The following is a 22,735-nucleotide window of genomic DNA, read 5'->3' on the forward strand; positions in this document are numbered from 1 at the left end:
CACGCTCCAACGGTCGACGGGGTCCGATGGGGAACCGCCGGACCATTGAAGCAACCCCGGCTTCCCCTGTCACGGGGCCGGAAGCAAGGGTGTGGGGGCCGATTCCTGTCGTCAATATAGGCAACGAAATAGTTGACAATCTTGTTGACCTGGATTTGCCTTCGACAGGCACTCACTCAGGAGGGCAGGATGCCGAAGGAAGCCCGTCCAGCAGGATGTGCGCATGGCGGGCACCGCGGTCACGGCGCTGTGCCGGCCCGGCGACAACCTGCTGATCCACGCCGCGAGGACGTTCGCGGCGGGGCCGTCTCGAAGGGGCCGGGGTCGGCCCCTTCGCCGTGGAACGGGACCTGGTCGCCGCCCGGGACGGGCGGACACCGGTACGGATCAGGATGGTCAACAGCGGTGACCACGCCACAGTGACCGTTCCCACCCCGGACCGGCGCTTCGACTACACCGGCTCGGCCGAGATCTCGGGTGTCCCGGGCTCCGCCGCCCCGACAGTGATCGGCTTCGAGCAGGGCAGCGGCCCGCTGCTGCCCACCGGCCACGTCCGCGACCTCATCGACGGCACCCCGGTGACCTGCGTGGACAACGGTGTGCCGACCGTGCTGATCGCCGCGTCCGCCCTGGAGGTCACCGGCTATGAGGACCCCGAGGAGCTGGAGACGAACGCGGCGCTCGGCGCCCGGCTCCAGGAGATCCGGCGGGAGGCGGGCCGGTCGATGGGCCCGGCTGACCGGGAACGGCACCGGCCTTCGTACGCGCGGAGCACACCGCGGAGCGGTCCCGCACAGCGGGGCCACAGGAACGCCTCATGTCCGTCAAAGGTTCGCCGACTAGCCTCCGGGCATGCCGATGACGCGCTCCACGGATGAGGCACTGGCACGGGCCGCTGTGCTCGCACTGATCGCCCAGGCGGAGCTGACGCCCAAACCGGGCCTCGCCGACACCCGCGGCCTCCAGGCCCGCGCCACCGGCGCGGATCTGCTCGCGCTGCGCTGGTCGGCCAAGGCGCTGACGCCCGGGTTCGCGGCCATGGCCGCCGCGGCCCGCCGTCCCGGGGAGCCGACCCGGGCGCTGCGCGAGGAACTGGGGGCCATCGGCCGCTGCGCCGAGTGGACGATGGCACGGGCCGGTGGCGGCGCAGCCGCCGGCCCCCTCCACCACGGCGCGCTGTGGGTGATGGGCCTGCTGGTGGCGGCCGCCGCGCTGCGCCCCGGCGCCGGGCCCGAGGAGGTGACCGCCACCGCCAAACGGATCGCTGACCACCCCGACCGTGGCGCACCGCGCAGGCCCTCACCGGGCTCGCAGGTGTCCGCGACCTATGGGGCGCCGGGCGCGCGCGGCGAGGCGCGGGCCGCCTTTCCCCATGTGCGCCGCGCCCTGGAGGCCCTGTCCCGGGCGCGCACCGCGGGGGCCACCGAGACCCATGCGCGTCTGGACGCGCTGCTCACCGTGATGAGCACCCTCCAGGACACCGGGCCCCTGTACCGGGCGGGCCTGCCCGGGCTCAGACGGGTCAAGGAGGGGGCGTATGCCGTGCTCGAGGCGGGCGGCACGGCCACCTCCGAGGGCGCCGCGGCCCTGGCCGCACTGGACACGGAGCTGCGGGAGCGGGGCATCGCGCCGCGCGGAAGCGCCGCGTTGCTCGCGGGCGCCCTGTTCCTGGACGGCCTCCCGGCACCGGCGGTCACGGTGCCCTCCGGGCGGTGACTCCGTCCGGACGGACGCCTTTGGGGAAGCCCCTTGGATCAGTCCTTCGTCGGCGCCGCCAGCCCGTGGCGGTGGAGGAAGCCGTCGACGAGCCGGTCGGTGAACTCCTGGCCGACGGGTTCCCCGGTCACCAGTACCCGGTAGTAGACAGGGCCCATGAGCTGGTCGGTCTCGGCCGCCAGATCCAGGCCGGGCGGCAACTCCCCGCGCTCCACGGCCCGTTCCAGCGGCAGGCGGTCGCGGCCGCGCTGCTCGTCGAGGTATCGGGACCGGAAGTCCCGGGCGAACGCCGGATCGTGCTGCGCCTGGGCGATCAGGGCCTTGAAGACGGCACCGGAGTCGGACGCGCTCAGGAACCAGGCCAGCTCGCGCAGATAGGTGCGCAGGTCCCGGGCGAGGCCACCGCAGTCGCGCACGGTCAGGTCCTCGGCCACGTCCTGGAGGAAGGCGTCCATGAGGACGTGGGTCTTGGTGCTCCACCAGCGGTAGATGGTCTGTTTGGCGACCCCTGCCCGGGTGGCGATGCCCTCCATGGTGACGCCCGCGAAGCCCTTCTCGACCAGCAGGTCGTCGGCCGCGTTCAGCACCGCCAGCCGGGCCTGCTCGCTGCGCCCGTGCCGGTTGCCGTGGTGACGCGGTGCCGGTCGGCCGGTGCCGGGCGTCCCGGCGGTCTGTGTCGCGCGTGCCATCTCGCCTCCCCGGTCAGGATAGCCACCCGCGAAGACGGCTCCGCCCGGGAGACCCTCGGTCGCCGCCTCCGGACCGCATGGCTGGGCCCGCCTGCCGGTGGAAGACCACCGGCCCGCGGGCCCGGGTGCCGAGAGGGGTGGTGGCTAGTGACGTGAGTCGGAGATTCGGTGGCAGTAGGCGGCGACTTTGTCGAGGATCTCGTCGGCTGTCTTCGTCCAGACGAACGGTCGCGGCTGCTCGTTCCAGTCGGCCAGCCATGCCCGGATGTCGCGTTCGAGAGCCTGGACGGAGCGGTGGACGCCGCGCTTGAGCTTCTTCTGTGTGAGTTCGGCGAACCACCGCTCGACCAGGTTCAGCCAGGACGAACTCGTGGGCGTGAAGTGCAGGTGGAAGCGCGGGTGCGCCAGCAGCCACTTCTTGACCTCGGACGTCTTGTGGGTCGCGTAGTTGTCCAGGATCAGGTGCACATCGAGACCCGCCGGAACCTCCTTGTCGAGCCTGGCCAGGAACTTCTTGAACTCCACAGCCCGGTGCCGACGGTGCAGGGAGCCGATGACCTTCCCGGTCGCCACTTCCAAAGCGGCGAACAAGGTGGTGGTACCGGCCCGGACGTAGTCGTGGCTGCGACGCTCGGGAACGCCGGGCATCATCGGCAGGACCGGCTGGGAGCGGTCCAGCGCCTGGATCTGCGACTTCTCGTCAACACACAGGACCAGGGCCTTCTCCGGCGGGTCGAGGTAGAGCCCGACCACGTCGCGGACCTTGTCGATGAACAGCGGGTCCGTGGACAGCTTGAACGTCTGCGTGCGGTGCGGGGCCAGGGCAAACGCCCGCCAGATCCGGGAGATGGCCGACTGCGACATTCCCGTGGCCGCGGCCATCGACCTGGTGGACCAGTGGGTTGCGTTCTTCGGGCTCTCTTCCAGCGTCTTGACGATCACACGCTCGACATCGGTATCAGTGATCTTCCGTGGAACGCCGGGCCGCGACTCATCGGACAAGCCGTCCAGGCCATGTTCCAGGAAACGTCGCCGCCAGGTGCGGACTGTGTCCGGGGCGACCCGCAGCCGGCGCGACACCTCCATGATCGAGTGGCCCTCCGCGCACTCCAGCACGATCCGCGACCGCTGAGCCAACGCCTGGGCCGTCGTGCGACGACGCACCCACCCCTCCAGCACCGCCCGCTGGGCATCAGTCAGTGACAGCGGTGGAATCTTCGGACCCGGACGGCTCATACCGAACTAACGACGAATCTCCGACTCAGGTCACTAGGGCCCTTCTGACGGATCTCCGCGGCGTCGCGGCGTCCGGCACGCCCTCTCGCCGCACCGCGCGAAAGCCCAAGTAGCTCCGCTACGAGGGCCTCCGCGCGGCACGCCGAGAGCACGCCCCGGCTGCGGTCTTCGGCCGCTGCGCGGCGGGCGCTCCTTCCTCCACGGAGATCCGTCAGAAGGACCCTAGTCCCGTTCCCCTTCGGCCTGTGAGGGAGTCGTCCTCTGTACGTCGGGGTGGCCGGTGTCCATCTCGTCGTCGCGCTCGCCCTCGGCCTGCGAGGGGGTCGTCCACGGCACGTCCGGGTGGCCGGTTTCCCGTTTGCGTTCGGCGTGGGAGGGGGCTGCCTCGGTCATGTGATGCCTCCGCTCCTCGTGCCCTCCAGTTGCGGACGCTGCCGATTTTACGCCCGAACGCCCACGTGGGCGCGGTGGCGATCACGAGGGCCGGAGCGAGGCCGGGAGCTGCCGGTTCACCAGCGCGGCGTACCGGCCCCCGGCGAGCATGAGGTCGTCATGGACACCGCGCTCCGTGAAACGGCCGTCGTCCAGTACGACGATCTCGTCCGCATCCATGATCGTGCTGATCCGGTGCGCGACGACGACCCTGGTGCAGCCCAGCGCGGACAGCTCACCGGCCACCTCCGCCTCGGTCACGGCGTCCAGGTGACTCGTGGCCTCGTCCAGCACCAGCAGCGCGGGGTCGGCCAGGAGCGCGCGGGCGATCGCCAGACGCTGGCGCTGGCCCCCGGACAGCGCGCTCCCACCCTCCGCCACATGCGTCTCCAGCCCCATGGGCATCCGCCGCACATCGGTGAGCAGCCCGGCCCGGCCGAGCGCCTCGAAGAGGGCCTCGTCGGGCAGGCCGTCCCGGCCGAGCCGCAGATTCGATCCGATGGTGCCGCCGAAGACATGGGGTTCCTGTGTGACGACGCCGAAGCGGCGGCGCAGACTGTCCGCGTCGTACTCCTCGATGGCGCGCCCGTCGAGCAGCACCGTGCCCTCGGTCGGCCGCAACAGCCCGGCGAGCAGGCGGATCATCGTCGTCTTCCCGGAGCCGCTGGTCCCGACGACGGCGAGTTTCGCGCCCGCGGGAACGCGCAGGGTCAGGTCGCGCAGGATCCACGGCCCCTGCCCGTAGCGGAAGCCCACCCCGCGCAGCTCGATCTCGCCCCGCACCACGGCCGGGGCGATGACACCCGGCCGTGGGACCTCCGGCCGCTCGTCCAGCACATCGTGCACCCGCTCCAGATGGGCACCGATGGTCTGGAGGTAGCGCATGCTCGTGGCCAGCCCGGCGATCGGGGTGAGCAGCCCGGCCGCGACCGCGTTGAGCGCGATCATCGAGCCGATGGTCAGCGCACCCGAGCGCACCTGCGCGATGCCCAGCAGCAACAACATCAGCGGGGACGCCACCTGCAACAGCAGCGTGAGGGAGTCGGTGAGGGCGTCGAGGCGGCGCCGGCGGAGCGCCGCCCGCAGATAGTCGCCCAGCGACCCACGCCAACGGTCGAGCACGGTGCCGGCCAGCCCCGCGCTCTTCACGAATTCCGCGCCCCGCAACGCGTCCACCGCCACCGACTGGGTGGCGGCCTCGGCGCTCAGCTCCCGTTTCGCCAAGGCGTTGGCCGGCCGCAGGGTGGCCAGCACGATGGCGATCTGCGCCGCGCCCAGCGCCGCTGCCAGGAGCGCGTACCAGGGACTGACGGCGCACAGCAGCACCAGATAGCCGACCACGAGGACACTGTCGATGACCAAGGTGACCATGCGCGAGGTCAGCAGGTCCCTGATCACCGTGTTGCTGTTGAGGCGGGCCAGCAGATCCCCGCTGCTCCGGGCCTGGAAATAGCCGAACGGCAGACGGAACAAATGGGTCATAAACCGGTCGCCGAGTGCGCCGTCCAGCCGGTGCTGCAGCACCAGCAGGGCTCCGGCCCGCCCCAGCCCGATCAGCGCGTACACCGATACGAAACCGGCGATGCTCAGGGAGAAACCCGAAAGCGTCCCGGCCCGTTCACCGATGAGCGAGTCGATGCCGTACTTGGTGAGAAACGCCGACCCCAGGGCGAGTAACTGCACCATCCCGGAGAGCAGGACCGCGAGGACGGCCCACCGCGGTGCCATCCGCATCATGTCGCGCACCAGCCGCAGCGGCCAGGAATCCCGGGGCCCGCGCCGCTCGGTGAACGACGGGCCGGGGGCGAACTCCAGCAGGGTGCCCGAGCTCCGCGCGTGGAACTCCTCATGGGAGACGGTGGCGTGTCCCTCGCCCGGGTCGAGCACCCGCACCCCCTTGCGCCCGACGTCCCGCACCACCACGAAGTGGTGGTCGTCCCAGTGGGCGATGGCGGGCCTGCGCACCGCGCCGAGTGCGTCCGGCCGTACCCTCAGCCCCCGGGCCTCGAGCCCGTGGGCGCGCGCGACCTCCAGGATCCGGCGGGCGCTCGCGCCATCGCGGCTCATCCCGAACTCCGCGCGCAGCTCCCGCAGGGGAACCCTGCGGCGGTACGCCCCGAGCACCATGGCCAGACAGGCGGGACCGCACTCGACCTCGCTCATCTGGGCCACGAACGGCACCCGCGCCCCCACCTGCCTGCCGCTCATAAGTGTCTCCTCCCGCGCCGCGTTCTCTGGCGCAGCAGCGTGCGGCACACCGGTTCGGTCCCGGTTCACCGCCGGTTCATTCCGCCCCTGACCGGTGCGGATGGCACCGCGGGAGGCGGCGGACAAGGTTTCCGCAAGGTTTCCGGCCAACTCGCTCGCCCAGATTTGGCGGTGTCACACCGGGCCGACCGGCGTGACGTCCATGAACGAACCGATGAGAGCACGTCGAACGGAGGAACCATGAACCGGACCACCAAGGCATGGAAGGACCCGGTCTTCCGCGCCGGGCTGAGCTCCGAGGAGCTCAGCGCACTGCCCGCCCACCCGGCGGGTGCCATCGAGCTGACCGACCAGCGGCTGGACAACGTCGTGGGCGGGGGGATCACCGACACCTGGGTGACGTGCGGTCACAAGACCTGCCGCACCTGCTTCACCTGTGACTGGCTCTGTGGCTGACCCGGTGCGTCCTCGGACGCGGTGACCCATGAGCCATTCCGGCGCGGGCCCCACGGGGTCCGCGCCGGACCGCAAGGGCCCGCTCCACGGCGACAGGGCCGCAGAGGGCGACAGGGCCGTCAAAAGAGGGGGAGAGATGAGGAATCGGCAGCAGGACATCCTGGACTCGACGACGTGGTGGCGAGGCGTGCCCTTGCACGACCGGCGCCCGGGCGCTCCGGCGGCGGCCACCGCCGAGCAGCGCGCGCACGGGCTGCGCCGCCTGGAGCTATGGCGCGGTGGCATCCTCTTCTCCGCCGGGAAGCCCACCACCGGCGTGGACCCGCTGGAGCGCTGGACGGCCACGGGCGTCACCGAGGAGGAGCTGATCACCCTGCTGGGCGAGCCCGCGGAGTCGCTCGCCGGGCGGCTGCCCGCACCGGAGTGGCTGAAGGTGATCGCCGAGGCATGGCGTCATCACACCTCGGACGGCGACGACGACGTCCGCGGACATGTCCATGCGGCGGCCCACGGCCACGGCCATGACCACGGTTCCCGGTCCGGTCTTGGCCCGGCCGAACTGGCCCTCCCGCTGCTGCGCTGGGCCCGGGGGGAACTACGGCGCCGGGTGCCGGGGCTGCCTTCGGACCATCCCCTCCTCCTCCCCGCCCTGGACACGATCTCCGGCATGGTGTCCCGCGCCCTGGTTCTGGAGCTCAACGTGGCCAGGGTGTCCGGGGAGCTGGCCGGGGCCACCCCCGAGGAGCGGTTCGCCTCGTTCATGGCCACGGTCCGCACCCCCGGGCGGGCGCTGGAGATCCTGTCCGAATACCCCGTGCTGGCCCGTGAACTGGTGGCCGCGCTGCGTCACTGGATCGATGTGAGGCAGGAGTTCGCCGAGCGCTTCCTGGCCGATCTGCCCCGGCTGCGCGCGGTGTTCGGCGGCTCCTGGAGTGGTCTCGGCGATGTGACGGACATCGGCTTCGGCGCCGGTGACACCCACAACGGCGGCCGGTCGGTCGCGCTATTCACCCTCTCCGACGGTACGAAGCTGGTCTACAAACCGCGGTCGGTCGCCGTCGAACGCCACTTCAACGACCTGCTCGGCCGGCTCAACGACCGGGGGCTGCGCCATCCGCTGCGCACCGTGGAGGTGCTGTCCCGCCCCGGGTACGGATGGGTGGAGCACGTGGCCTCCGGGACGTGCGCCGACGAGGCCGGGGCCGACCGGTTCTTCTGGCGTCAGGGCGCCCATCTGGCGCTGTTCCACGCCATCTGCGGTGCGGATCTGCATCTGCAGAACCTGATCGCGGCGGGGGAGCACCCGGTCTTCGTCGACTTGGAGGCCACCTTCCTCGGGCGGTCCCGGGCGGTGGCCGACCCTGTGCTGCGGATCGCCGGCGCGGTGCCCGATGTCCTCAACGACTCCGTCCTGGGCATCGGGCTGCTGCCGGAGCGGATCATCGAGGTGGATGACTCGGGCTGGCGCGACGCGGAGATCAGCGGGCTCGCGGGCGGCGGCGACCAGCTCTCACCGAGCGTGCTGCCGACCTACGCCGGCCAGGGCACCGACGAGATGAGGCTGGTGCGCGAGCGGATGCCCATCGCCGGCGCGGCCAACCGGGCCTCCGTGGGCGGAACGTCCGTCGATCCGCTGCGGTACCGCCGGTCCCTGGCGGAGGGCTTCGAGTCCACCTACCGGCTCATCGAACGCGAGCGGGACGAACTGCTCGCCGAGGACGGCCCGATCGCCGCCTTCGCCGCGGACGCCGTGCGCTATGTGCCCCGGCCCACCTCGGTCTACAGCCGCATCCTCGCCGAGTCGATGCACCCGGACGTCCTGCGCGACTCGCTGGACTGGGAGTACGTGCTCGAAGCCGGCCTCGCGGACGGGCATCGGGGCGTCGAGGGCAGAATCGAGCTGCTGACCAGCGAACAGCGCCAGCTCGCCCGGCTCGATGTGCCGACCTTTCACACCACGCCGTCGGCCACCGACCTGTGCGACGCGGACGGTGTCGTCGTCCGCGGCTTCCTGGCCACCTCCGGGATGGAGGCGGTGCGCGCCAAGATCCGCCGCATGGGCTCCGTCGATCTGCGCCGCCAGAAGTGGTGCATCGACGCGTCACTGACGGGCCTCACCTTCGGCACACAGGGGAGGCCCGCCCCCCGGCCGAGGGAGCTGCCCGACCGCCCCCTCGACACCCGGCTCGCCCTGCGGGCCGCGACCGCCCTCGCGGACGAGCTGCTGGACACCGCGGTGCACGGCACCGACGACCAGCCCCCGCACTGGCTCTCGCTCAATGTCGTGGGGGAGCGCTACTGGCGCGCGGGGCCCGCCGGGATCAGCCTCTACGACGGGGTGAGCGGTATCGCTCTGTTCCTCGCGCACCTCGGCTCGATGACGGGGGACCAGCGGTACCGGAACGTGGCCGAACGCATCGTGGAATCGCTCGCGGACGCGCTGACCAGCCCCGACCGTGGCCGCCACCTTCGTTTCACGCTGAGCATCGGGGGATTCGGCGAACTGGGCGGCGCCGTCTACACGCTCACCCACCTGGCCGCCCTGTGGGACACGCCCGAACTGCTGGACGCGGCCGCCGCGCTGGTTCCCGAGCTGGCCGGGCGGTTCGAGGGCGACCGCGAACTCGATGTGGTGCAGGGAACGGCCGGGGCGGCGCTGGCCCTGGCCGCACTCCACCGGACGCGTCCGGACGAGCGCACCGCGGACGCGCTGCGGCTCGCCGCCGCCACACTCGCCAAGGCGGCGACCGAGGTGACCGGCGGAGTGGCCTGGCGGACGGCGGTCGACCCCGACCGGCCGCTGCTGGGAATGTCCCACGGGGCGAGCGGCTTCGCCCTCGCCCTGGCCCGCGCGGCCGAGCTGACCGGCGAGGATCACCACTACCGGCTGTGCGAGGAGGCGCTCCGGTTCGAACGCCACGGTCTGGACCCCGAGCGGGGCAACTGGCCGGATCTGCGCAGCATCGTGCCGCGGGGATCCTTCATGGACGCCTGGTGCCACGGTGCCGCCGGTATCGGGCTGGTCCGGGCGGCACTGCTCGGTGTCGAGGGGCTCGCCGATGCCCATGGGCTGCTCGCGGAGGACCTGCGTACCGCCGCGGCCACCGTCCGCGACGACCTGCTGCGGGACGGCGTCTGCACGGGCCTGGGCAACGACTCGCTGTGCCACGGGGATCTGGGGCTGGTGGCGACGCTGCTCGCGGCCGGTCCCGCGCTGGGGGAGACCGACGACCTCGGCCCCCGCGTGGCGCGCCTGGTGGCCGACCGGGTGCTGGCCGGGGACGTCCGTCCCGGCGTCCCGATGGGAGTGACCACCCCCGGACTGATGACCGGATCGGCCGGGATCGGATACGGACTGCTGCGTGTGGTCGCACCGGACCGGGTGCCCGATGTCCTCACCCTCGCCGCCCCCGGAGCCGGCGGCGGATGCGGCGGGCGCCGTCACGGTGGACGCCGATGACCCCGGCACCGGTGCGCTACCGCATCCTCGGGCCACTGGAGGTCCGCGGGCCGGACGGCGCTTTCCGCATGGTCAGCCAGGCCAAGTGCCGTGCGCTGCTGGCCGTACTGCTCGTCAACGCGGGCCGTACGGTGCCGGCCGGGGAGCTGCTGGAGCAGCTCTGGCCGGGCGGGGCGCCGAAGTCCGCCCCCAAGCTGGTCCAGCAGTACGTCCACCGGCTCAGGCGCGCGCTTCCCGCGGCCCCGCCGGAGCGATGCCCGGCGGGGCGGGGCGGAAGCCGGCTGCTCACCAGCCCGCCCGGCTACCGGCTCGCGGTGGACTCCGGTGAGCTGGACGCCGACCGCTTCACGGCGCTCGCCCGGGCGGCGCGCGGGGCCCTGGCCGAGGGGGAGACCGGGCAGGCGGCGGAGGGGCTGCGGCGGGCCCTGGACATGTGGCGGGGGCCCCTGCTCGCCGATGTGCCGGACATCCCAGCGATCACAGCCGAACTCGTACGGCTGGAGGAGGCGCGGCTCGCGGCCACCGAGGCATGGGTGTGGGCCGAACTGCACCGGGGACACGCCCAGGACGTCGTACCGGAACTGGAGATCCTGGTCGCGGCCCACCCGCTGCGCGAGTCCTTCCGCCATCAGCTCATGATCGCGCTGTGTCTGTCCGGGCGCCGTGCCGACGCGCTCGGTGCGGCCCGGCAGTTGCGGCACGTACTCGCCGAGGAACTGGGCATCAGGCCGGGAGCGGACGTCCTCGCCATGGAACAGGCGATCATCCGGGACTCCCTCGCGGATCTGCCGGGCCTGGTGTCGAAGGCGATCGGCGCACCACCGGCCGCCCGGGGCGTATGAAGGGCGCACCCAGCCCGGGCGTGGCCATCACGGCGGCGGGGTACTCGGCGATGCGCTGATGTCGGCACGTGAGTATGTCTAGACCAGTGTCATGTTCACTGCCATGATGACCTCGCACCCCCCGCACCCCCCGCACCCCCCGCACCCCCCTGCACCCCCCGCTTCACATGCACTCCTCATTTCCCCCGCAGACGCGGCCCCGCGGCCGCGCGAGAGGTGGCGTATGTCCAGACGCGTCTCCACCCGATTCCGGACCCTGCCCTGCTGGGCCTCGGCCTTGCTCCTGGCCCTGGGCATGACCGCACTGGCCCCCGAGGCGTCCGCCCGGCCCGCCGTGCCGAACACGATCCCGCTGAAGTTCACCAACAACTCCGGGCGCGGCGACCAGATCTACGTCTATACGCTCGGCACCCTGCTCTCCACCGGGCAGCAGGGCTGGGCCGACGCCTCCGGGACCTTCCACCCCTGGCCCGCCGGCGGCAACCCGCCCACCCCGGCGCCCGACGCGTCGATCCCCGGACCGGCGGCCGGCCAGTCCCTGACGATCCGCATCCCGAAGCTCTCCGGCCGGGTCTACTTCTCCTACGGCCAGAAGATCGACTTCAGGCTCACCACCGGCGGTCTGGTGCAGCCCGCCGTGCAGAACCCCTCCGACCCCAACCGGAACATCCTGTTCAACTGGAGCGAGTTCACCCTCGACGACTCCGGGCTGTACATCAACAGCACCCAGGTCGACATGTTCTCCGCGCCGTACGCGGTGGGTGTGCGGGGCGCCGACGGCAGCGTGAAGACCACCGGCCACCTCAAGCCCGGCGGCTACAACGGCGTCCTCAACGCACTGCGCGCACAGGCCGGCGGCTGGGGCAAGCTCATCCAGACCCGCCCGGACGGCACCGTCCTGCGGGCCCTGTCACCCGGGCACGGCATCGAGGCGGGCGCCCTGCCCGCGAACGCGATGGACGACTACATCAACCGGGTGTGGCAGAAGTACACCGGCACCACCCTCACGGTCACGCCCTTCGCCGACCGGCCGAACGTCAAGTACTTCGGGCGGGTCTCCGGCGACGTGATGAACTTCACCAACGGTTCGGGAGCCGTGGTCACCAGCTTCCAGAAGCCGGACTCCGACTCCGTCTTCGGCTGCTACAAGCGGCTCGACGCACCCAACGACCAGGTACGCGGCCCGATTTCGCGGACCCTGTGCGCGGGCTACAACCGCACCACGCTGCTCACCAACCCCAACCAGCCGGACACCGGTGACTCCGGGTTCTACAAGGACGGCGTGACCAACCACTACGCCCGCGCCATCCACGGCCAGATGGCCGACGGCAGGGCGTACGCCTTCGCCTTCGACGACGTCGGCCAGCACGAGTCGCTCGTCCACGACGGCAATCCGCAGCAGGCGTCCATCACCCTGGACCCCTTCAACTAGGCCGGGAGGAGGCACGGCATGAGACGCAAGAGACCGCTGCGCACCCGCCTGGCCACGCTCGCCACCGGAGCACTCGCCCTGCTGGCCCCGCAACTCCTCCCGGCCACGGCCGAAGCGGCGCCGTCCGCCACCGTGTGCAACAAGTACTGCGACGCCCGCGACCCGGCGCTCGCCCCGCAGAGCCGCACCCCCGTCACGGCCACCCTCTTCTCCCGCTCCATCGCCCTGCACTTCGACGACACCGACGCGATGGGCTGGGCCTCCATCGACAACGGCAGCCCCGGTGACGAGGTGTGGCTGGACCGCTCGTTCGACGGCGGCCGGACCTGGTCCTCCGGCAGCCGCCTCGGCAACACCGCCATCCCCGCCGGACAGCGCGGCTGGCGCACCCTGATGTACAACGTGGACGACTGGGGCGCCCATGGCATCGGCGCGCTGCGGGCCTGCGGCAAGGCCGGTGACCGCGCCGACATCGCGTGTACGCCCTGGGCCCGTACGACCTGGAACGCATGGGACCGCCGTACGGCCGCCGCCACCGCCCAGATGGCGTTCTACTCGTACGGCACCGGGCTGTTCTCCACCACCGGCTGGTGGAACTCGGCCAACGCGCTCACGGCCGTCATCGACAACATCCGCGTCACGGGCATGCGCAGCTACGAGTACGCGATCGCCCGCACCTACGACCTCAACCTCGGTGCGCAGGGCGGGCAGTTCCGCAACGACTACATCGACGACACCGGCTGGTGGGGCCTGGCCTGGGTGGCCGCCTACGACCTCACCGGGGACTCCCGCTATCTCGCCACCGCCCGCGCCGACGCCGACTACATGGCCTCCTACTGGGACTCCACCTGTGGCGGCGGGGTGTGGTGGAGCACGGCGAAGACGTACAAGAACGCCATCGCCAACTCCCTCTACCTCCAGCTCAACGCCGCCCTGCACAACCGGATCCCCGGCGACACCGCCTATCTCCAGCGGGCGAAGGCGGAGTGGACCTGGTTCCGGGGCACCGGCATGGTGAACGCCTCGAACCTGGTCAACGACGGCATCGACCTGGGCACCTGCAAGAACAACGGCAGCGCGGTCTGGTCCTACAACCAGGGTGTGCTGCTCGGCGGCCTGACCGAGCTGCACCGGGCGACCGGTGACGGTTCCGTGCTCGACACGGCCCGCCGCATCGGCACAGCCGCCACCACGTCGTCCCAGCTCAACACGGCCGACGGCATCCTCAGGGACCCCTGCGAGACCGGCGACTGCGGTGCCGACGGCCCGTCGTTCAAGGGCGCCCATGTGCGGGGGCTGGCCAAGCTGAACGCGGCCCTGCCCGACCACCCCTACACTTCCTACCTCACCCGGCAGGTGGACCGCGCCTACGCCTCCGACCGCAACGCCCTGGACCAGTACGGACTGCGCTGGTCAGGACCGCTGGACAAGACGGACGCGGCACGACAGCACAGCGCGTTGGACCTGATGAACGCGGCCTCCTAGGCCGAGGCAGCGGCCACGGCGGCGCTCACCAGGGCCGCAGGACGAGCTTGCCGCGGCTGTGGCCGGTCTCGCTCTGCTCATGGGCCTCGGCGGCGTCGGCGAGCGGGAAGCTCCGCACCACGGGCACCCGCAGCCGGCCCTCCGCGGCGAGCCGGGCGTAGTCGGCGATGGCCTCCGTGGGGCGGCCGCCGCCACCCGCGGAGAAGGTGACACCGAGATCGGCGGCCGCGGGGTCGGCGATGGTGACGACGCGGTCGGTCGTGCCGCCCCGCAGCTCGATCGACACGGGCAGGGCGCCCTGGCCGGCCGCGTCGTAGACGGCGTCGACACCCTTCGGCGCCACGGCGCGCACCCGGTCGGCCAGGCCCTCGCCATAGGCCACCGGGATCGCGCCGAGCGAGCGCAGATAGTCGTGGTTGGCGGGCGAGGCGGTGCCGATGACGGTGGCTCCCCGGGCCACCGCGAGCTGGACACCGACCCCGCCGACCGCACCGGCGGCCCCGTGCAGCAGCAGGGTCTCGCCCTCCTTCAGCCCCAGCAGGTCCAGGACCCGTGCCGAGGTCTCGGTGGCCACGGGCAGCGCCGCGGCCGTCTCCCAGTCGAGGCCGGCCGGCTTGGGGGCGACATCCGTGGCCAGCGCGTACGGGGCGTAGGCCCCGGTGTCCGTCCAGCCCAGCACCTCATCGCCCACCGACACATCGGTGACCCCGTCACCGACCTCGTCGACGACCCCGGCCGCCTCCACACCCGGGATCGCGGGGAACGCGGCGGGGCCCATCTGCGGCATCCAGCCACTGCGGATCTTGTAGTCGATGGGGTTCACGGCGGCGGCCATGACCTTCAGCCGCACCTGCCCGGGACCCGGATGGGGCTCCTCCGTCTCCCTCAGCCGCAGCACCTCGGGGCCGCCGTACTCCTCGTAGACGATCGCCTTCATCTCACTCACTCCCGTCAGCCCTCGTCAGCCCTGTTGAGGGGGCGTTTGTACCGACAACGCCATCCTCGGCCGGGACATGCCCCGCCCCGGCCGTTCCTTCGGCCAGTTCCACCTGGCCCAAGGAACGGCCGGGGCCGCGGGGCGGGCCCATTACGCTGACGGACATGGACCTCACGGCCGCAGTCGATGTGATCCGGGCGCCCCTGGGCGAGATCCTGCCGCGCCTGTCCGCCGCGCTCTCCGGGGTGATCGCGCACCGGGCGGTGGCCGAGCTCTCCGGCAACTGCCCGCACTCACCGTTCAAGGCCCACGGCGACTCGCCCGGCGGCCCCGGAACCGCCATCACCAGCGCCGAGATGGCCGCCATCGCCCCGGTGGCGCGTGCCGAGGGAACCTGGCAGGGCCGGGCGTGGATGGCCGGGGCCGAGGTGCCCGTGCTGGCCGTGCACAGCGACGCCACCGCGCGGGGCGCGCTGCTCGTCCTTGTGACGACCGAGGAGACCCCCGTCCCGGCCGAGGCCCTGGCGGCCGCCCGCGACCTGTGGGACCTGGTGACCGCGCACCGCGACCGGATGGCCTTCGAGGCGGTGCCGGGGGCGCTGGTCCCGTCGCGGGCCGCGGCCGCGGCCGCGGCGCGGGCCACGGCCATCGCCGAGCTCGTCGACGCCCACGGCGCCGCCCTGTCCGCCCTGCTCGGCGTGTTGCGCGGCCGGGATCTGGACGACCGGACCGCCCGGACCCGCGCGGTGGACCTCGCCGTCAGCGCCCTGGTGGAACTGCGCGCCCGGACCGACCGCGATCAGGCGCTGGTGGAGGAGCCGGCCGGTGACGCCTTCGCGCGGCTCGCCGAATCGCTCCGCCCGGAGCTGCGCGGCCTGTCCGTACGGCTGGACCTCGGCCCGCCCGGCACCGAGGAGGGCGCGGACCGGCTGCTCGCCGCCGACGTGGCCAATACGGCCCGCGCGGTGGTGCGGGCCGTGGTGCACGCCATGCTGGACGAGCAGGGACCGGGCCGGGACGGCGCGCCGCGCCCGGTGCACCGGGTGCACATCGGCTGGAAGGTCGGCGAGGGCGAGCTGCGCGCCACCGTACGGGACGACGGCCCCGGCGTCCTGAGGCGGACCGCCCTGGACGCCCGCCGGGTCGGGGAGCGGCTGGCCGCGCTGGGCGGACGGCTGGACGTGGACGCGGTCCCGGAGTGGGGCACCACGGTGACGGCCAGCGTGCCGCTGGGCCCGCCGCAGCCGGCCCGCGCGGATCCGCTGGACGTCCTGGGGGCGCGCGAGCTGGAGGTGCTGGAGCGACTGGCCCGCGGACGGCGCAACCGGCAGATCGCCCAGGAACTCCACATCAGCGAGTCGACGGTGAAGTTCCACGTGGCGAACATCCTGGAGAAGCTGGGTGTCACCTCGCGTGGCGAGGCGGCCGCGCTGGCCCACACCTGGGGGGCCACCGGCCCCTGAGCGGCCGCTGACACGGCGTACCCGGCAGCCACGTCGGCGGACAGCCTTACGCTTCGGAACGTATCGTTGGCGGAGAACGGCGAGCGGAGCGTTTGATGACCACACCGCGGGACCTGCTGATCGTCACCCTGGACGTGGCGCCCATCCGCCCCCTGGAGCGGGGCGACCTGTCGCTCGCGCTCGCGGGAGCCGAGCTGATCGACCTCCTCGGCGCCGAGGCGCTCGCGATCGAGGACGAGCGGATCGTGCCGGGACTCTGCCCGCCCACCGGGGACCGCCTGCTGGACGAGGCCGCGGCGTCGCTCGTTCGCCGGTCGCCCCACGAGCCGGTCTGCGAGTGGCTGTGGCGCAGGGGCCGCGGTCTGTCCTCGGCGTATCTGGACGCCCTGGAGGATGCGGGACAGATCACCCGGCGGCGCCACGGCTGGCTGCCGCTCCGCGCCGGTCAGGCGGTGCCGGTCGACTCGCCCGCCCGCCGCCACGCGACGGACCGCTGGGCCTCGGACGAGCCCGTCCTCGCGACCCTCGCGGCGGCCATCGGCATCCGTGAGGAGCCCGCGGGAGACGCCGCGGGCGCGGTCGGCGACGCGACCGTGACCGTGCTCGCCGCCGTCAACGACGCCGTGATGGAGCTGGAGGCCGAGCGGCAGCGGCGGGCCATCGAGGAAGCGGCCTTCGACAACGTCTGGCGTGGTGAATGACCGCCTGACGGTGAAGGGGGAGTGGCGGACGCCGCCCGGGGGTGGCGCGGTGCCGTCGTGGGTGACGCGGCGCCCCCGATGATCCGCAACCGTGGCCGCGGGCGGGCCGTGCCGCCGTATCGTGTCGGGTGATCCACCACGTCCCACTGGGCACCACCCCCGAACGGAGACGCACATGGACACGTCAGCCGGAGCGTCCGGCCACAGATCTCTCCACCACGACGCCGAGCCCATCACGGCACCCTTCCCCCAGGCCCTCCTTGACGCCTTCCGCGCACGGCCGGAGCTGCCCGCCTTCGAACACCGCTCGCGCGTCCTCTCGCGCGGCGAGGTGCTGGAGCTGATCGGCCGGAGCGCGGACGGGCTGCGGGCGGCCGGACTCGGCCCGGGCCGTTCGGTGGCGATGGCCACCGATGTGACGCCCGAGGGCTTCGCACTGCTGGTGGCGGCCTACGCGCTGGGCTGCCGGGTGACGGGGCTGCGGCCCGGCATGACCCCGGCCCACCTGGTGTACGTCCTCTCCGACGGAATCGACGTCCTCGTGGCCGACGAGACCGGTGCCACCCCCGAACTGCTGGACGCGGCGGGCGGGGTGACCCTGTTACGGCTGGGCCCGGACCTCCTGGACGCCCACCCGAAGGCCACGGGGGAGCTGACCGCCCAGGGCCGCCCCGACGACATCGCCCTGGTGACGCTGACCAGTGGCAGCACCGGACGCCCCAAGGGCTGTGCGCACAGCTATCGTTCGCTCACCCTCAACTGGGCCTGGCAGCCCGCGCGTTGGACCGAGCGGACCACGCGGCTCGCGGCGGGCTACGAGCGGTATCTGCTCTTCGGCACCCTGAGCAGCGCGGTGATCTTCGAGCACCTCGGGGTCTGCCTGATGGGTGGCGGTACCGCCGTCATCCCCGAACCGCCGCTCGACTTCCCCCAGGTCTTCGAGCGTCACCGGATCACCGCGTGTCTGATGACCGTGCCCCGGCTGCACCATGTGCTGGACGTCCTGCGCGCCGACCGCGTGGACACCTCCAGCCTCCGGGTGCTGCTGGTGGCCGGGTCCCCGCTCGCCCCGCACCGGCTCGCGGAGGCGGCCCGGCTGCTCGGCCCGGCGGTCCACCAGGGGTACGGGCAGACGGAGACCGGCATGCTCACCCTGCTCACCCCGGACGAGATGGCCGAGTGGCCGGACCAGGTGTACGACTCGGTGGGCCGGGCGTGGTCCGGGGTGGAGATGGACATCCGCGACCCGGAGGGGCGGCCGGTGCCCGCCGGGACCACCGGCGAGATATGGGTGCGCACCGACTCGGCGATGGCGGGCTACTGGAAGGACGAGGAGCGGACCCGGGAGGTCCTGCGGGCGGGGTGGGTGCGCACCCGCGATGTCGGACACCTGGACGACCAGGGCTTTCTGCGGCTCACCGGGCGCGCCCGGGACGTGGTCATCATCAACGCGATCGTGCACTACGCCGGGGCGATCGAACGCGCGCTGGCGGCCCACCCCGATGTCGACCAGGCGTATGTGGTGGGCGCGCCCGACGAGCGCACGGGCGAGGCCGCGCACGCCTTCGTCGTCCCGGCCGAGGGCCGCGAACCCGACCTGGACGCCGTGCGCGCGCTCGTCGCCGCGGAGTTGGGCGAGGCGAGTGTCCCCGCCACCGTCACCGTCGTGACCGAGGTGCCGGTGGCGCCGAGCGGGAAGCCGGACAAGCGGGCGCTGCTGTCGCGGGTCACCGGGCCGCTGGAGACGGCGTGACGGTGTGGGGTTGACCGGACCGAGAGGTCCCGGTGTGCCCGTGGGCACACCGGGACCTCTCCCGTGCGGAAGGTGGCGCTCAGCTCCCGGCCGGCACCGCCGCCGCGGTGCCGCTCGGCTCCCCGGCCGCCCCGGACCCGCGGTCGCGGCGGTCCAGCCAGTTGAGCACCGGGACCGTCATGACCGTGGTCACCAGGGCCACCAGAACGAGCGCCGCGAACAGCTCATCACCGACGATCCCGGCCGACAGCCCGATGTTGAGCGCGATGAGCTGCATCAGCCCGCGCGCGTTCATCAGGGCGCCGACCCGGACCGCCACCGCACTCGGCTCCCCGCACAGCTTGGCAGCCGCCCAGCAGCCGCCGAACTTGCCGACCGACGCGACCACGACGCAGCCCGCGCCGAACGCCATCACGGCGGGGTCCGCGAACACGTCGAAGCGTGTGTTGAGACCGGAGTAGGTGAAGAACATCGGCACGAAGATGACCTGGGTGGCTCCCTGAATCGTCCGCACCACCCGCTCGGACGCCTCGTGGCGGGGCATGGCCAGGCCGATGCAGAACGCCCCGAACACCGCGTACAGCTGGATGGTGTCGGTGAACCAGGCGCCGCAGAACAGCACCGCGACCGTGAACAGCAGCCTGGACTCGTCGCTCAGCCCCGGCTTGGTCAGGATCCAGGCCAGCAGCCGCCGCCCCACCAGGAGCAGGACGGCCACGAAGAGCAGCGAACCGCCCAGCGCCTTGACGATCGGCCCGGTCTTCTCCGAGGCCACGCTCAGCACCCCGGCGAGCATGAGCCAGGCGGCCGCGTCATCGGTGGCCCCCGAGGCGAGGGACAGCGACCCGTGCCGCGTCCCGGAGATCCCCTGTTCGGTGATGATGCGTGCCAGCATCGGGAAGGCGGTGATGGCGAGCGCGACCCCGACGAAGGCCGCGGTCACCCAGACCGAGACCCCGTCGACGAAGATGGGGACGTGGCCATCGGCCGCGAAGGTCAGTCCCACGCCCAGCAGCAGCGGGACCAGCACCCCGGCGGCGGAGACCGTCACCGCGGTTCCGGCCAGCCCGCGCCCCGCGTGGGCCCGGAATTCGTACCCCGCGTGGAACATCAGGGCCACCAGGCCGATCTGCCCGGCCACGTACAGCACCGGTTTGAGCTCCGGCGGGAAGACCGCGTCCGACGCGTCCGGCGCCACAAGACCGAAGAGCGACGGGCCGAGCACCACACCGGCGATCATCTCCCCGACCACCGGCGGCTGGCCGAACCGGCCCATCACCAGCACCACCAGACGGCAGGTCAGCAGGATCACCACGGCGGCGATGAAGAAGGCGGGGGCGAGCTCTGTGGGAGTCATCGTCTCACCCTCCTCATCGGCTGCCGGCGACGGCGGGTACGGCGGCGTCACCGGACGTCGTGGCGAAGTGGTTCCGGCACAGCCCCTGGCGCTGGGCGTCCCACACCATGTAGCCACCGAGCACCAGCTGGGTGAGGCTGCGGGGGATCGCCCCCCACCGGTCGCCCAGCCGCATCCCCGCGAGCCGCGCCGCCCGCGTGGCCGGTCGCCAGGCCACCGAGGTCCGCCGGGGGGTGTGCGGGATCAGCAGACAGGGGCCGCGGCTGGGCAGCGACCGGGTGTGCTCGACCGTGGACGCCAGCCGGAAGCGCCGCAGGACCTCCTCGGCCGCCACCCGCATGGTCAGTACGGCGAAACCACGGGCCGGGCAGGGCCGGTTGGCGGTCACGCCGAACGGGATGAAGGCGGAGGGCCGGGTGTCCGCGGACAGCCAACGCCCGGGGTCGAACCGCTGAGGCCCGGTGACTCCCGACCGCTGATACTCGGGGTAGTTGAACAGCAGGACCGAGCCCGCCGGTATCGGAGGTCTTCCGGCCCGGGGGATCTCGTCGGTGGTGATGCGGTGGGCCACGCCGAACAGCGGGAAGTGCTGGAGCGTTTCGTTGATGACATGGTCCAGGTAGCCGTCGCTCTCCTCGCCCGAGAGCAGACGGTCCTGGACGCCCTGGTGCGTGGCGAGGGCCAGCAGCAGATGGGCCATCGCCTCCGACGTCTGCACCACGGCGGTGTTGAAGAAGGTGCCCTGGAGGTAGTACGCCCGCTCCCGCTCGGTGAGCAGCGACGGCAGCGGCACCGGTGGGGGAGCGCTCGCCAGTCGTTCGCGCAGATACGAAGTGAGCCGGTCCCGCCGGTCCATATGGCGCAGGCTGGTGCACTTCAGGGCGCTGACCACGTCGTCGGCGTTGCCGACGATGAGGTCCCGGACGTGGCGCGGACACGGTTCGCGGAAGACCACCTCGTAGTAGACCTCGGCCCACACCGGCATCATCAGATCGCGCAGTCGCACCCGGTGCTCCCGGGCGCCGTATCCGCCGGCCTGTTCGTCGAGTTCATCGAGCACCCGCCGGGTGCAGCGGCCCACCAGTTCGCTCCACCGCTCGCGGGAGAGCCCGGCGAGGATCTGCCGGGTGGTCCTGGCCACGTCGTCGTACCGCGGGCCGGGTTCCAGATGCTCCTGGTGGACCTCGGGGCCGGGGGAGAGCCAGTACCAGAAGAGGTCGGACAGGGCGGCGCCACGGCTGCGGCCGTTCGCGGCCGGATGCCCGTAGACCCGCTTGAACTCCTCGACGGGCACCTCTCGGCCGGGCGCCGGGATGCCCTCCTCGCCGTTGACCCGGGCGAAGAGGCGCACCCGCAGGGCGATCACCAGCCGGGGCAGCCAGTACGGCAGGCTGGCCGTCAGCGCCACGGCCGCCGCACCGGCGGCCGGGCGTCCGAGGCGGCTCATGAGACCGCTCCACCGGGCCGGGCGGCATACGCGGCGGTGTCCGGCCAGGCCGGGGCGCGCACCAGGTCCGGGGTGAGGTCCCGGACACCGGAGGCGCCGCACAGCGCCAGAGCGTGGTCGACCTCCTCGCGCAGCAGCTCCAGCAGCCGCCGTACGCCCTTCTCCCCGCCCTCGGCCAGGGCCCACATCACCGGCCGGCCGATGCCCACGGCGGACGCGCCGAGCGCCAGTGCCTTGACCACATCGGTGCCCCGCCGCACACCGCCGTCCAGCACGATCGGGATCCGACCGGCGACCGCCGCGTGGATCTCGGGCAGCAGCTCGATGGTGGCGGGCACGGTGTCCAGCTGGCGGCCCCCGTGGTTGGACAGCAGCAGCCCGTCCACACCGTGGCGCACCGCCAGCCGGGCGTCCTCGGGGTGCAGGGCGCCCTTGAGCAGAATGGGCAGCGAGGTGATTCCACGCAGCCAGTCGATGTGCTGCCAGGAGATCTCCGGCGACATGGCGATCGGCCGCACCCGGCCGCTCTCGCCCGGCTCGACCATGTGCTCGCAGCGCAGTCCGTCCGGCAGATCGAGGAAGCCGTTGCGCAGGTCGCGCTCGTGGGCGCCGCGCACCGGGGAGTCCACGGTGACCACCAGCGCCGTGCATCCGGCGTCGGTGGCTCGTCGCACCAGAGTCCGGGTGAACTCGAGGTCGGGCTGGAGGTAGAGCTGGAACCACAGGGGCGCCGGGTCGCCGTCCTCACCGGTGCCCCGGGTGGCCTCCGCGATGTCCTCCACCGCCACCGTGGACGCCATGCTCACGATCATGATGGCGCCGACGGCGGCGGCGGCGCGTGCGGTGGCCAACTCGCCCTCATCGTCGAGGAGTTTGTGGAAGGCGGTCGGCGAGAGCAGAACCGGTGTCCGCGCCCGGCTGCCGAGCACGGTGATGTCCAGCGACCGCTCGGCGCTGCCGCGCAGCACCCTGGGCAGCAGCCGCAGCCGCCGGAACGCCTCTTCATTGGCCCGTACGGTGATCTCGTCCCCCGCCCCGCCGGCGATGAAGTCGGCGTGGACGGGATCGAGTCTCCTCCGGGCGGCGGTTTCGAAGTCCTGGACGGTCATCAGCATGGGGCG

At 72.5% G+C, this 22,735-nt stretch carries 17 protein-coding genes and 2 pseudogenes; 11 read left to right on the forward strand and 8 right to left on the reverse strand.

The features are described from left to right. Window positions 1–199: 199 nt before the first annotated feature. The 3 genes and pseudogenes from ACZ6TD_RS42580 to ACZ6TD_RS42590 all read left to right on the forward strand — a co-directional run. Window positions 200–286, forward strand: a pseudogene (locus ACZ6TD_RS42580) (4-carboxy-4-hydroxy-2-oxoadipate aldolase/oxaloacetate decarboxylase); the annotation flags it as partial. A 31-nt stretch (window positions 287–317) separates the two neighbouring features. Continuing rightward, window positions 318–740 (forward strand): annotated as a pseudogene (locus ACZ6TD_RS42585) (PrpF domain-containing protein); the annotation flags it as partial. A 118-nt stretch (window positions 741–858) separates the two neighbouring features. Beyond that, the gene (locus tag ACZ6TD_RS42590; protein ID WP_471358542.1) at window positions 859–1,716 is read left to right on the forward strand and encodes a triphosphoribosyl-dephospho-CoA synthase; all 858 of its coding nucleotides are present in this window, start codon (window positions 859–861) and stop codon (window positions 1,714–1,716) included. Window positions 1,717–1,754: 38 nt separating this feature from the next. Here the strand turns inward: ACZ6TD_RS42590 and ACZ6TD_RS42595 are convergent, their stop codons facing one another. The 4 genes from ACZ6TD_RS42595 to ACZ6TD_RS42610 form a co-directional block, all read right to left on the reverse strand. Next, window positions 1,755–2,405 (reverse strand): TetR/AcrR family transcriptional regulator, encoded by a 651-nt coding sequence (locus ACZ6TD_RS42595; RefSeq protein WP_471346857.1) that lies wholly within the window; start codon window positions 2,403–2,405, stop codon window positions 1,755–1,757. Window positions 2,406–2,549: 144 nt separating this feature from the next. Continuing rightward, the gene (locus ACZ6TD_RS42600; RefSeq protein ID WP_471346859.1) at window positions 2,550–3,641 is read right to left on the reverse strand and encodes an IS630 family transposase; all 1,092 of its coding nucleotides are present in this window, start codon (window positions 3,639–3,641) and stop codon (window positions 2,550–2,552) included. Window positions 3,642–3,863: 222 nt separating this feature from the next. Beyond that, window positions 3,864–4,034, reverse strand: a complete 171-nt coding sequence (locus ACZ6TD_RS42605) for a hypothetical protein (RefSeq protein ID WP_471358870.1) — start codon at window positions 4,032–4,034, stop codon at window positions 3,864–3,866. Window positions 4,035–4,115: 81 nt separating this feature from the next. Further along, window positions 4,116–6,281: a peptidase domain-containing ABC transporter gene (locus ACZ6TD_RS42610; RefSeq protein ID WP_471346861.1), complete on the reverse strand. Its 2,166-nt coding sequence runs from the start codon at window positions 6,279–6,281 to the stop codon at window positions 4,116–4,118. Window positions 6,282–6,521: 240 nt separating this feature from the next. Here ACZ6TD_RS42610 and ACZ6TD_RS42615 point away from each other — a divergent pair, with 240 nt between their 5' ends. The 5 genes from ACZ6TD_RS42615 (at window position 6,522) to ACZ6TD_RS42635 (ending at window position 13,956) form a co-directional block, all read left to right on the forward strand. After that, window positions 6,522–6,737 (forward strand): mersacidin/lichenicidin family type 2 lantibiotic, encoded by a 216-nt coding sequence (locus ACZ6TD_RS42615; protein ID WP_470011425.1) that lies wholly within the window; start codon window positions 6,522–6,524, stop codon window positions 6,735–6,737. 136 nt (window positions 6,738–6,873) lie between these two features. Next, window positions 6,874–10,197: a type 2 lanthipeptide synthetase LanM family protein gene (locus tag ACZ6TD_RS42620; protein ID WP_471346863.1), complete on the forward strand. Its 3,324-nt coding sequence runs from the start codon at window positions 6,874–6,876 to the stop codon at window positions 10,195–10,197. Further along, window positions 10,194–11,039 (forward strand): AfsR/SARP family transcriptional regulator, encoded by an 846-nt coding sequence (locus tag ACZ6TD_RS42625; RefSeq protein ID WP_471346865.1) that lies wholly within the window; start codon window positions 10,194–10,196, stop codon window positions 11,037–11,039. Before ACZ6TD_RS42620 ends, ACZ6TD_RS42625 begins: the two co-directional genes overlap by 4 nt. A 223-nt stretch (window positions 11,040–11,262) precedes the next feature. After that, complete coding sequence (locus ACZ6TD_RS42630) at window positions 11,263–12,471, forward strand: glycoside hydrolase family 64 protein (protein ID WP_471346867.1); 1,209 nt, start codon at window positions 11,263–11,265, stop codon at window positions 12,469–12,471. Between the two features lie 18 nt (window positions 12,472–12,489). Beyond that, window positions 12,490–13,956: a glycoside hydrolase family 76 protein gene (locus tag ACZ6TD_RS42635; RefSeq protein WP_471346869.1), complete on the forward strand. Its 1,467-nt coding sequence runs from the start codon at window positions 12,490–12,492 to the stop codon at window positions 13,954–13,956. Window positions 13,957–13,981: 25 nt separating this feature from the next. Here ACZ6TD_RS42635 and ACZ6TD_RS42640 read toward each other — a convergent pair whose 3' ends face one another. Beyond that, window positions 13,982–14,893 (reverse strand): NADP-dependent oxidoreductase, encoded by a 912-nt coding sequence (locus tag ACZ6TD_RS42640; protein WP_471358544.1) that lies wholly within the window; start codon window positions 14,891–14,893, stop codon window positions 13,982–13,984. Between the two features lie 164 nt (window positions 14,894–15,057). On the opposite strand from ACZ6TD_RS42640, the gene ACZ6TD_RS42645 reads away from it, so the two are divergent. The 3 genes from ACZ6TD_RS42645 to ACZ6TD_RS42655 all read left to right on the forward strand — a co-directional run bounded on the left by ACZ6TD_RS42645 (window position 15,058) and on the right by ACZ6TD_RS42655 (window position 18,810). After that, on the forward strand, window positions 15,058–16,356 hold the full coding sequence (locus ACZ6TD_RS42645) for a helix-turn-helix transcriptional regulator (RefSeq protein ID WP_471346871.1): 1,299 nt from the start codon (window positions 15,058–15,060) through the stop codon (window positions 16,354–16,356). 95 nt (window positions 16,357–16,451) lie between these two features. Further along, entirely contained in the window at window positions 16,452–17,057 is a 606-nt protein-coding gene (locus tag ACZ6TD_RS42650; RefSeq protein ID WP_471346873.1) for a GOLPH3/VPS74 family protein, read from the forward strand. A 175-nt stretch (window positions 17,058–17,232) separates the two neighbouring features. Further along, window positions 17,233–18,810 (forward strand): class I adenylate-forming enzyme family protein, encoded by a 1,578-nt coding sequence (locus tag ACZ6TD_RS42655; protein ID WP_471346875.1) that lies wholly within the window; start codon window positions 17,233–17,235, stop codon window positions 18,808–18,810. Window positions 18,811–18,889: 79 nt separating this feature from the next. Here the strand turns inward: ACZ6TD_RS42655 and ACZ6TD_RS42660 are convergent, their stop codons facing one another. From ACZ6TD_RS42660 to ACZ6TD_RS42670, 3 genes are read right to left on the reverse strand one after another with little or no spacing between them, the layout of a single operon-like run. Beyond that, window positions 18,890–20,167 carry a cation:proton antiporter gene (locus ACZ6TD_RS42660; protein WP_471346877.1) on the reverse strand — a complete coding sequence of 426 codons (1,278 nt, stop codon included), beginning with the start codon at window positions 20,165–20,167 and terminating at the stop codon, window positions 18,890–18,892. Window positions 20,168–20,180: 13 nt separating this feature from the next. Beyond that, the gene (locus ACZ6TD_RS42665; RefSeq protein WP_471346879.1) at window positions 20,181–21,614 is read right to left on the reverse strand and encodes a cytochrome P450; all 1,434 of its coding nucleotides are present in this window, start codon (window positions 21,612–21,614) and stop codon (window positions 20,181–20,183) included. Next, entirely contained in the window at window positions 21,611–22,729 is a 1,119-nt protein-coding gene (locus tag ACZ6TD_RS42670) for an alpha-hydroxy acid oxidase (RefSeq protein ID WP_471346880.1), read from the reverse strand. Before ACZ6TD_RS42670 ends, ACZ6TD_RS42665 begins: the two co-directional genes overlap by 4 nt. Window positions 22,730–22,735: the final 6 nt, after the last annotated feature.

The organism is Streptomyces yongxingensis, assembly GCF_055597465.1.

Excerpts from the sequence above, each read along its gene's own strand:
- ACZ6TD_RS42590 (WP_471358542.1), top strand. The coding sequence starts at position 859 with ATGACGCGCTCCACGGATGAGGCACTGGCACGGGCCGCTGTGCTCGCA.
- ACZ6TD_RS42595 (WP_471346857.1), bottom strand. The coding sequence starts at position 2,405 with ATGGCACGCGCGACACAGACCGCCGGGACGCCCGGCACCGGCCGACCG.
- ACZ6TD_RS42600 (WP_471346859.1), bottom strand. The coding sequence starts at position 3,641 with ATGAGCCGTCCGGGTCCGAAGATTCCACCGCTGTCACTGACTGATGCC.
- ACZ6TD_RS42605 (WP_471358870.1), bottom strand. The coding sequence starts at position 4,034 with ATGACCGAGGCAGCCCCCTCCCACGCCGAACGCAAACGGGAAACCGGC.
- ACZ6TD_RS42610 (WP_471346861.1), bottom strand. The coding sequence starts at position 6,281 with ATGAGCGGCAGGCAGGTGGGGGCGCGGGTGCCGTTCGTGGCCCAGATG.
- ACZ6TD_RS42615 (WP_470011425.1), top strand. The coding sequence starts at position 6,522 with ATGAACCGGACCACCAAGGCATGGAAGGACCCGGTCTTCCGCGCCGGG.
- ACZ6TD_RS42620 (WP_471346863.1), top strand. The coding sequence starts at position 6,874 with ATGAGGAATCGGCAGCAGGACATCCTGGACTCGACGACGTGGTGGCGA.
- ACZ6TD_RS42625 (WP_471346865.1), top strand. The coding sequence starts at position 10,194 with ATGACCCCGGCACCGGTGCGCTACCGCATCCTCGGGCCACTGGAGGTC.
- ACZ6TD_RS42630 (WP_471346867.1), top strand. The coding sequence starts at position 11,263 with ATGTCCAGACGCGTCTCCACCCGATTCCGGACCCTGCCCTGCTGGGCC.
- ACZ6TD_RS42635 (WP_471346869.1), top strand. The coding sequence starts at position 12,490 with ATGAGACGCAAGAGACCGCTGCGCACCCGCCTGGCCACGCTCGCCACC.
- ACZ6TD_RS42640 (WP_471358544.1), bottom strand. The coding sequence starts at position 14,893 with ATGAAGGCGATCGTCTACGAGGAGTACGGCGGCCCCGAGGTGCTGCGG.
- ACZ6TD_RS42645 (WP_471346871.1), top strand. The coding sequence starts at position 15,058 with ATGGACCTCACGGCCGCAGTCGATGTGATCCGGGCGCCCCTGGGCGAG.
- ACZ6TD_RS42650 (WP_471346873.1), top strand. The coding sequence starts at position 16,452 with ATGACCACACCGCGGGACCTGCTGATCGTCACCCTGGACGTGGCGCCC.
- ACZ6TD_RS42655 (WP_471346875.1), top strand. The coding sequence starts at position 17,233 with ATGGACACGTCAGCCGGAGCGTCCGGCCACAGATCTCTCCACCACGAC.
- ACZ6TD_RS42660 (WP_471346877.1), bottom strand. The coding sequence starts at position 20,167 with ATGACTCCCACAGAGCTCGCCCCCGCCTTCTTCATCGCCGCCGTGGTG.
- ACZ6TD_RS42665 (WP_471346879.1), bottom strand. The coding sequence starts at position 21,614 with ATGAGCCGCCTCGGACGCCCGGCCGCCGGTGCGGCGGCCGTGGCGCTG.
- ACZ6TD_RS42670 (WP_471346880.1), bottom strand. The coding sequence starts at position 22,729 with ATGCTGATGACCGTCCAGGACTTCGAAACCGCCGCCCGGAGGAGACTC.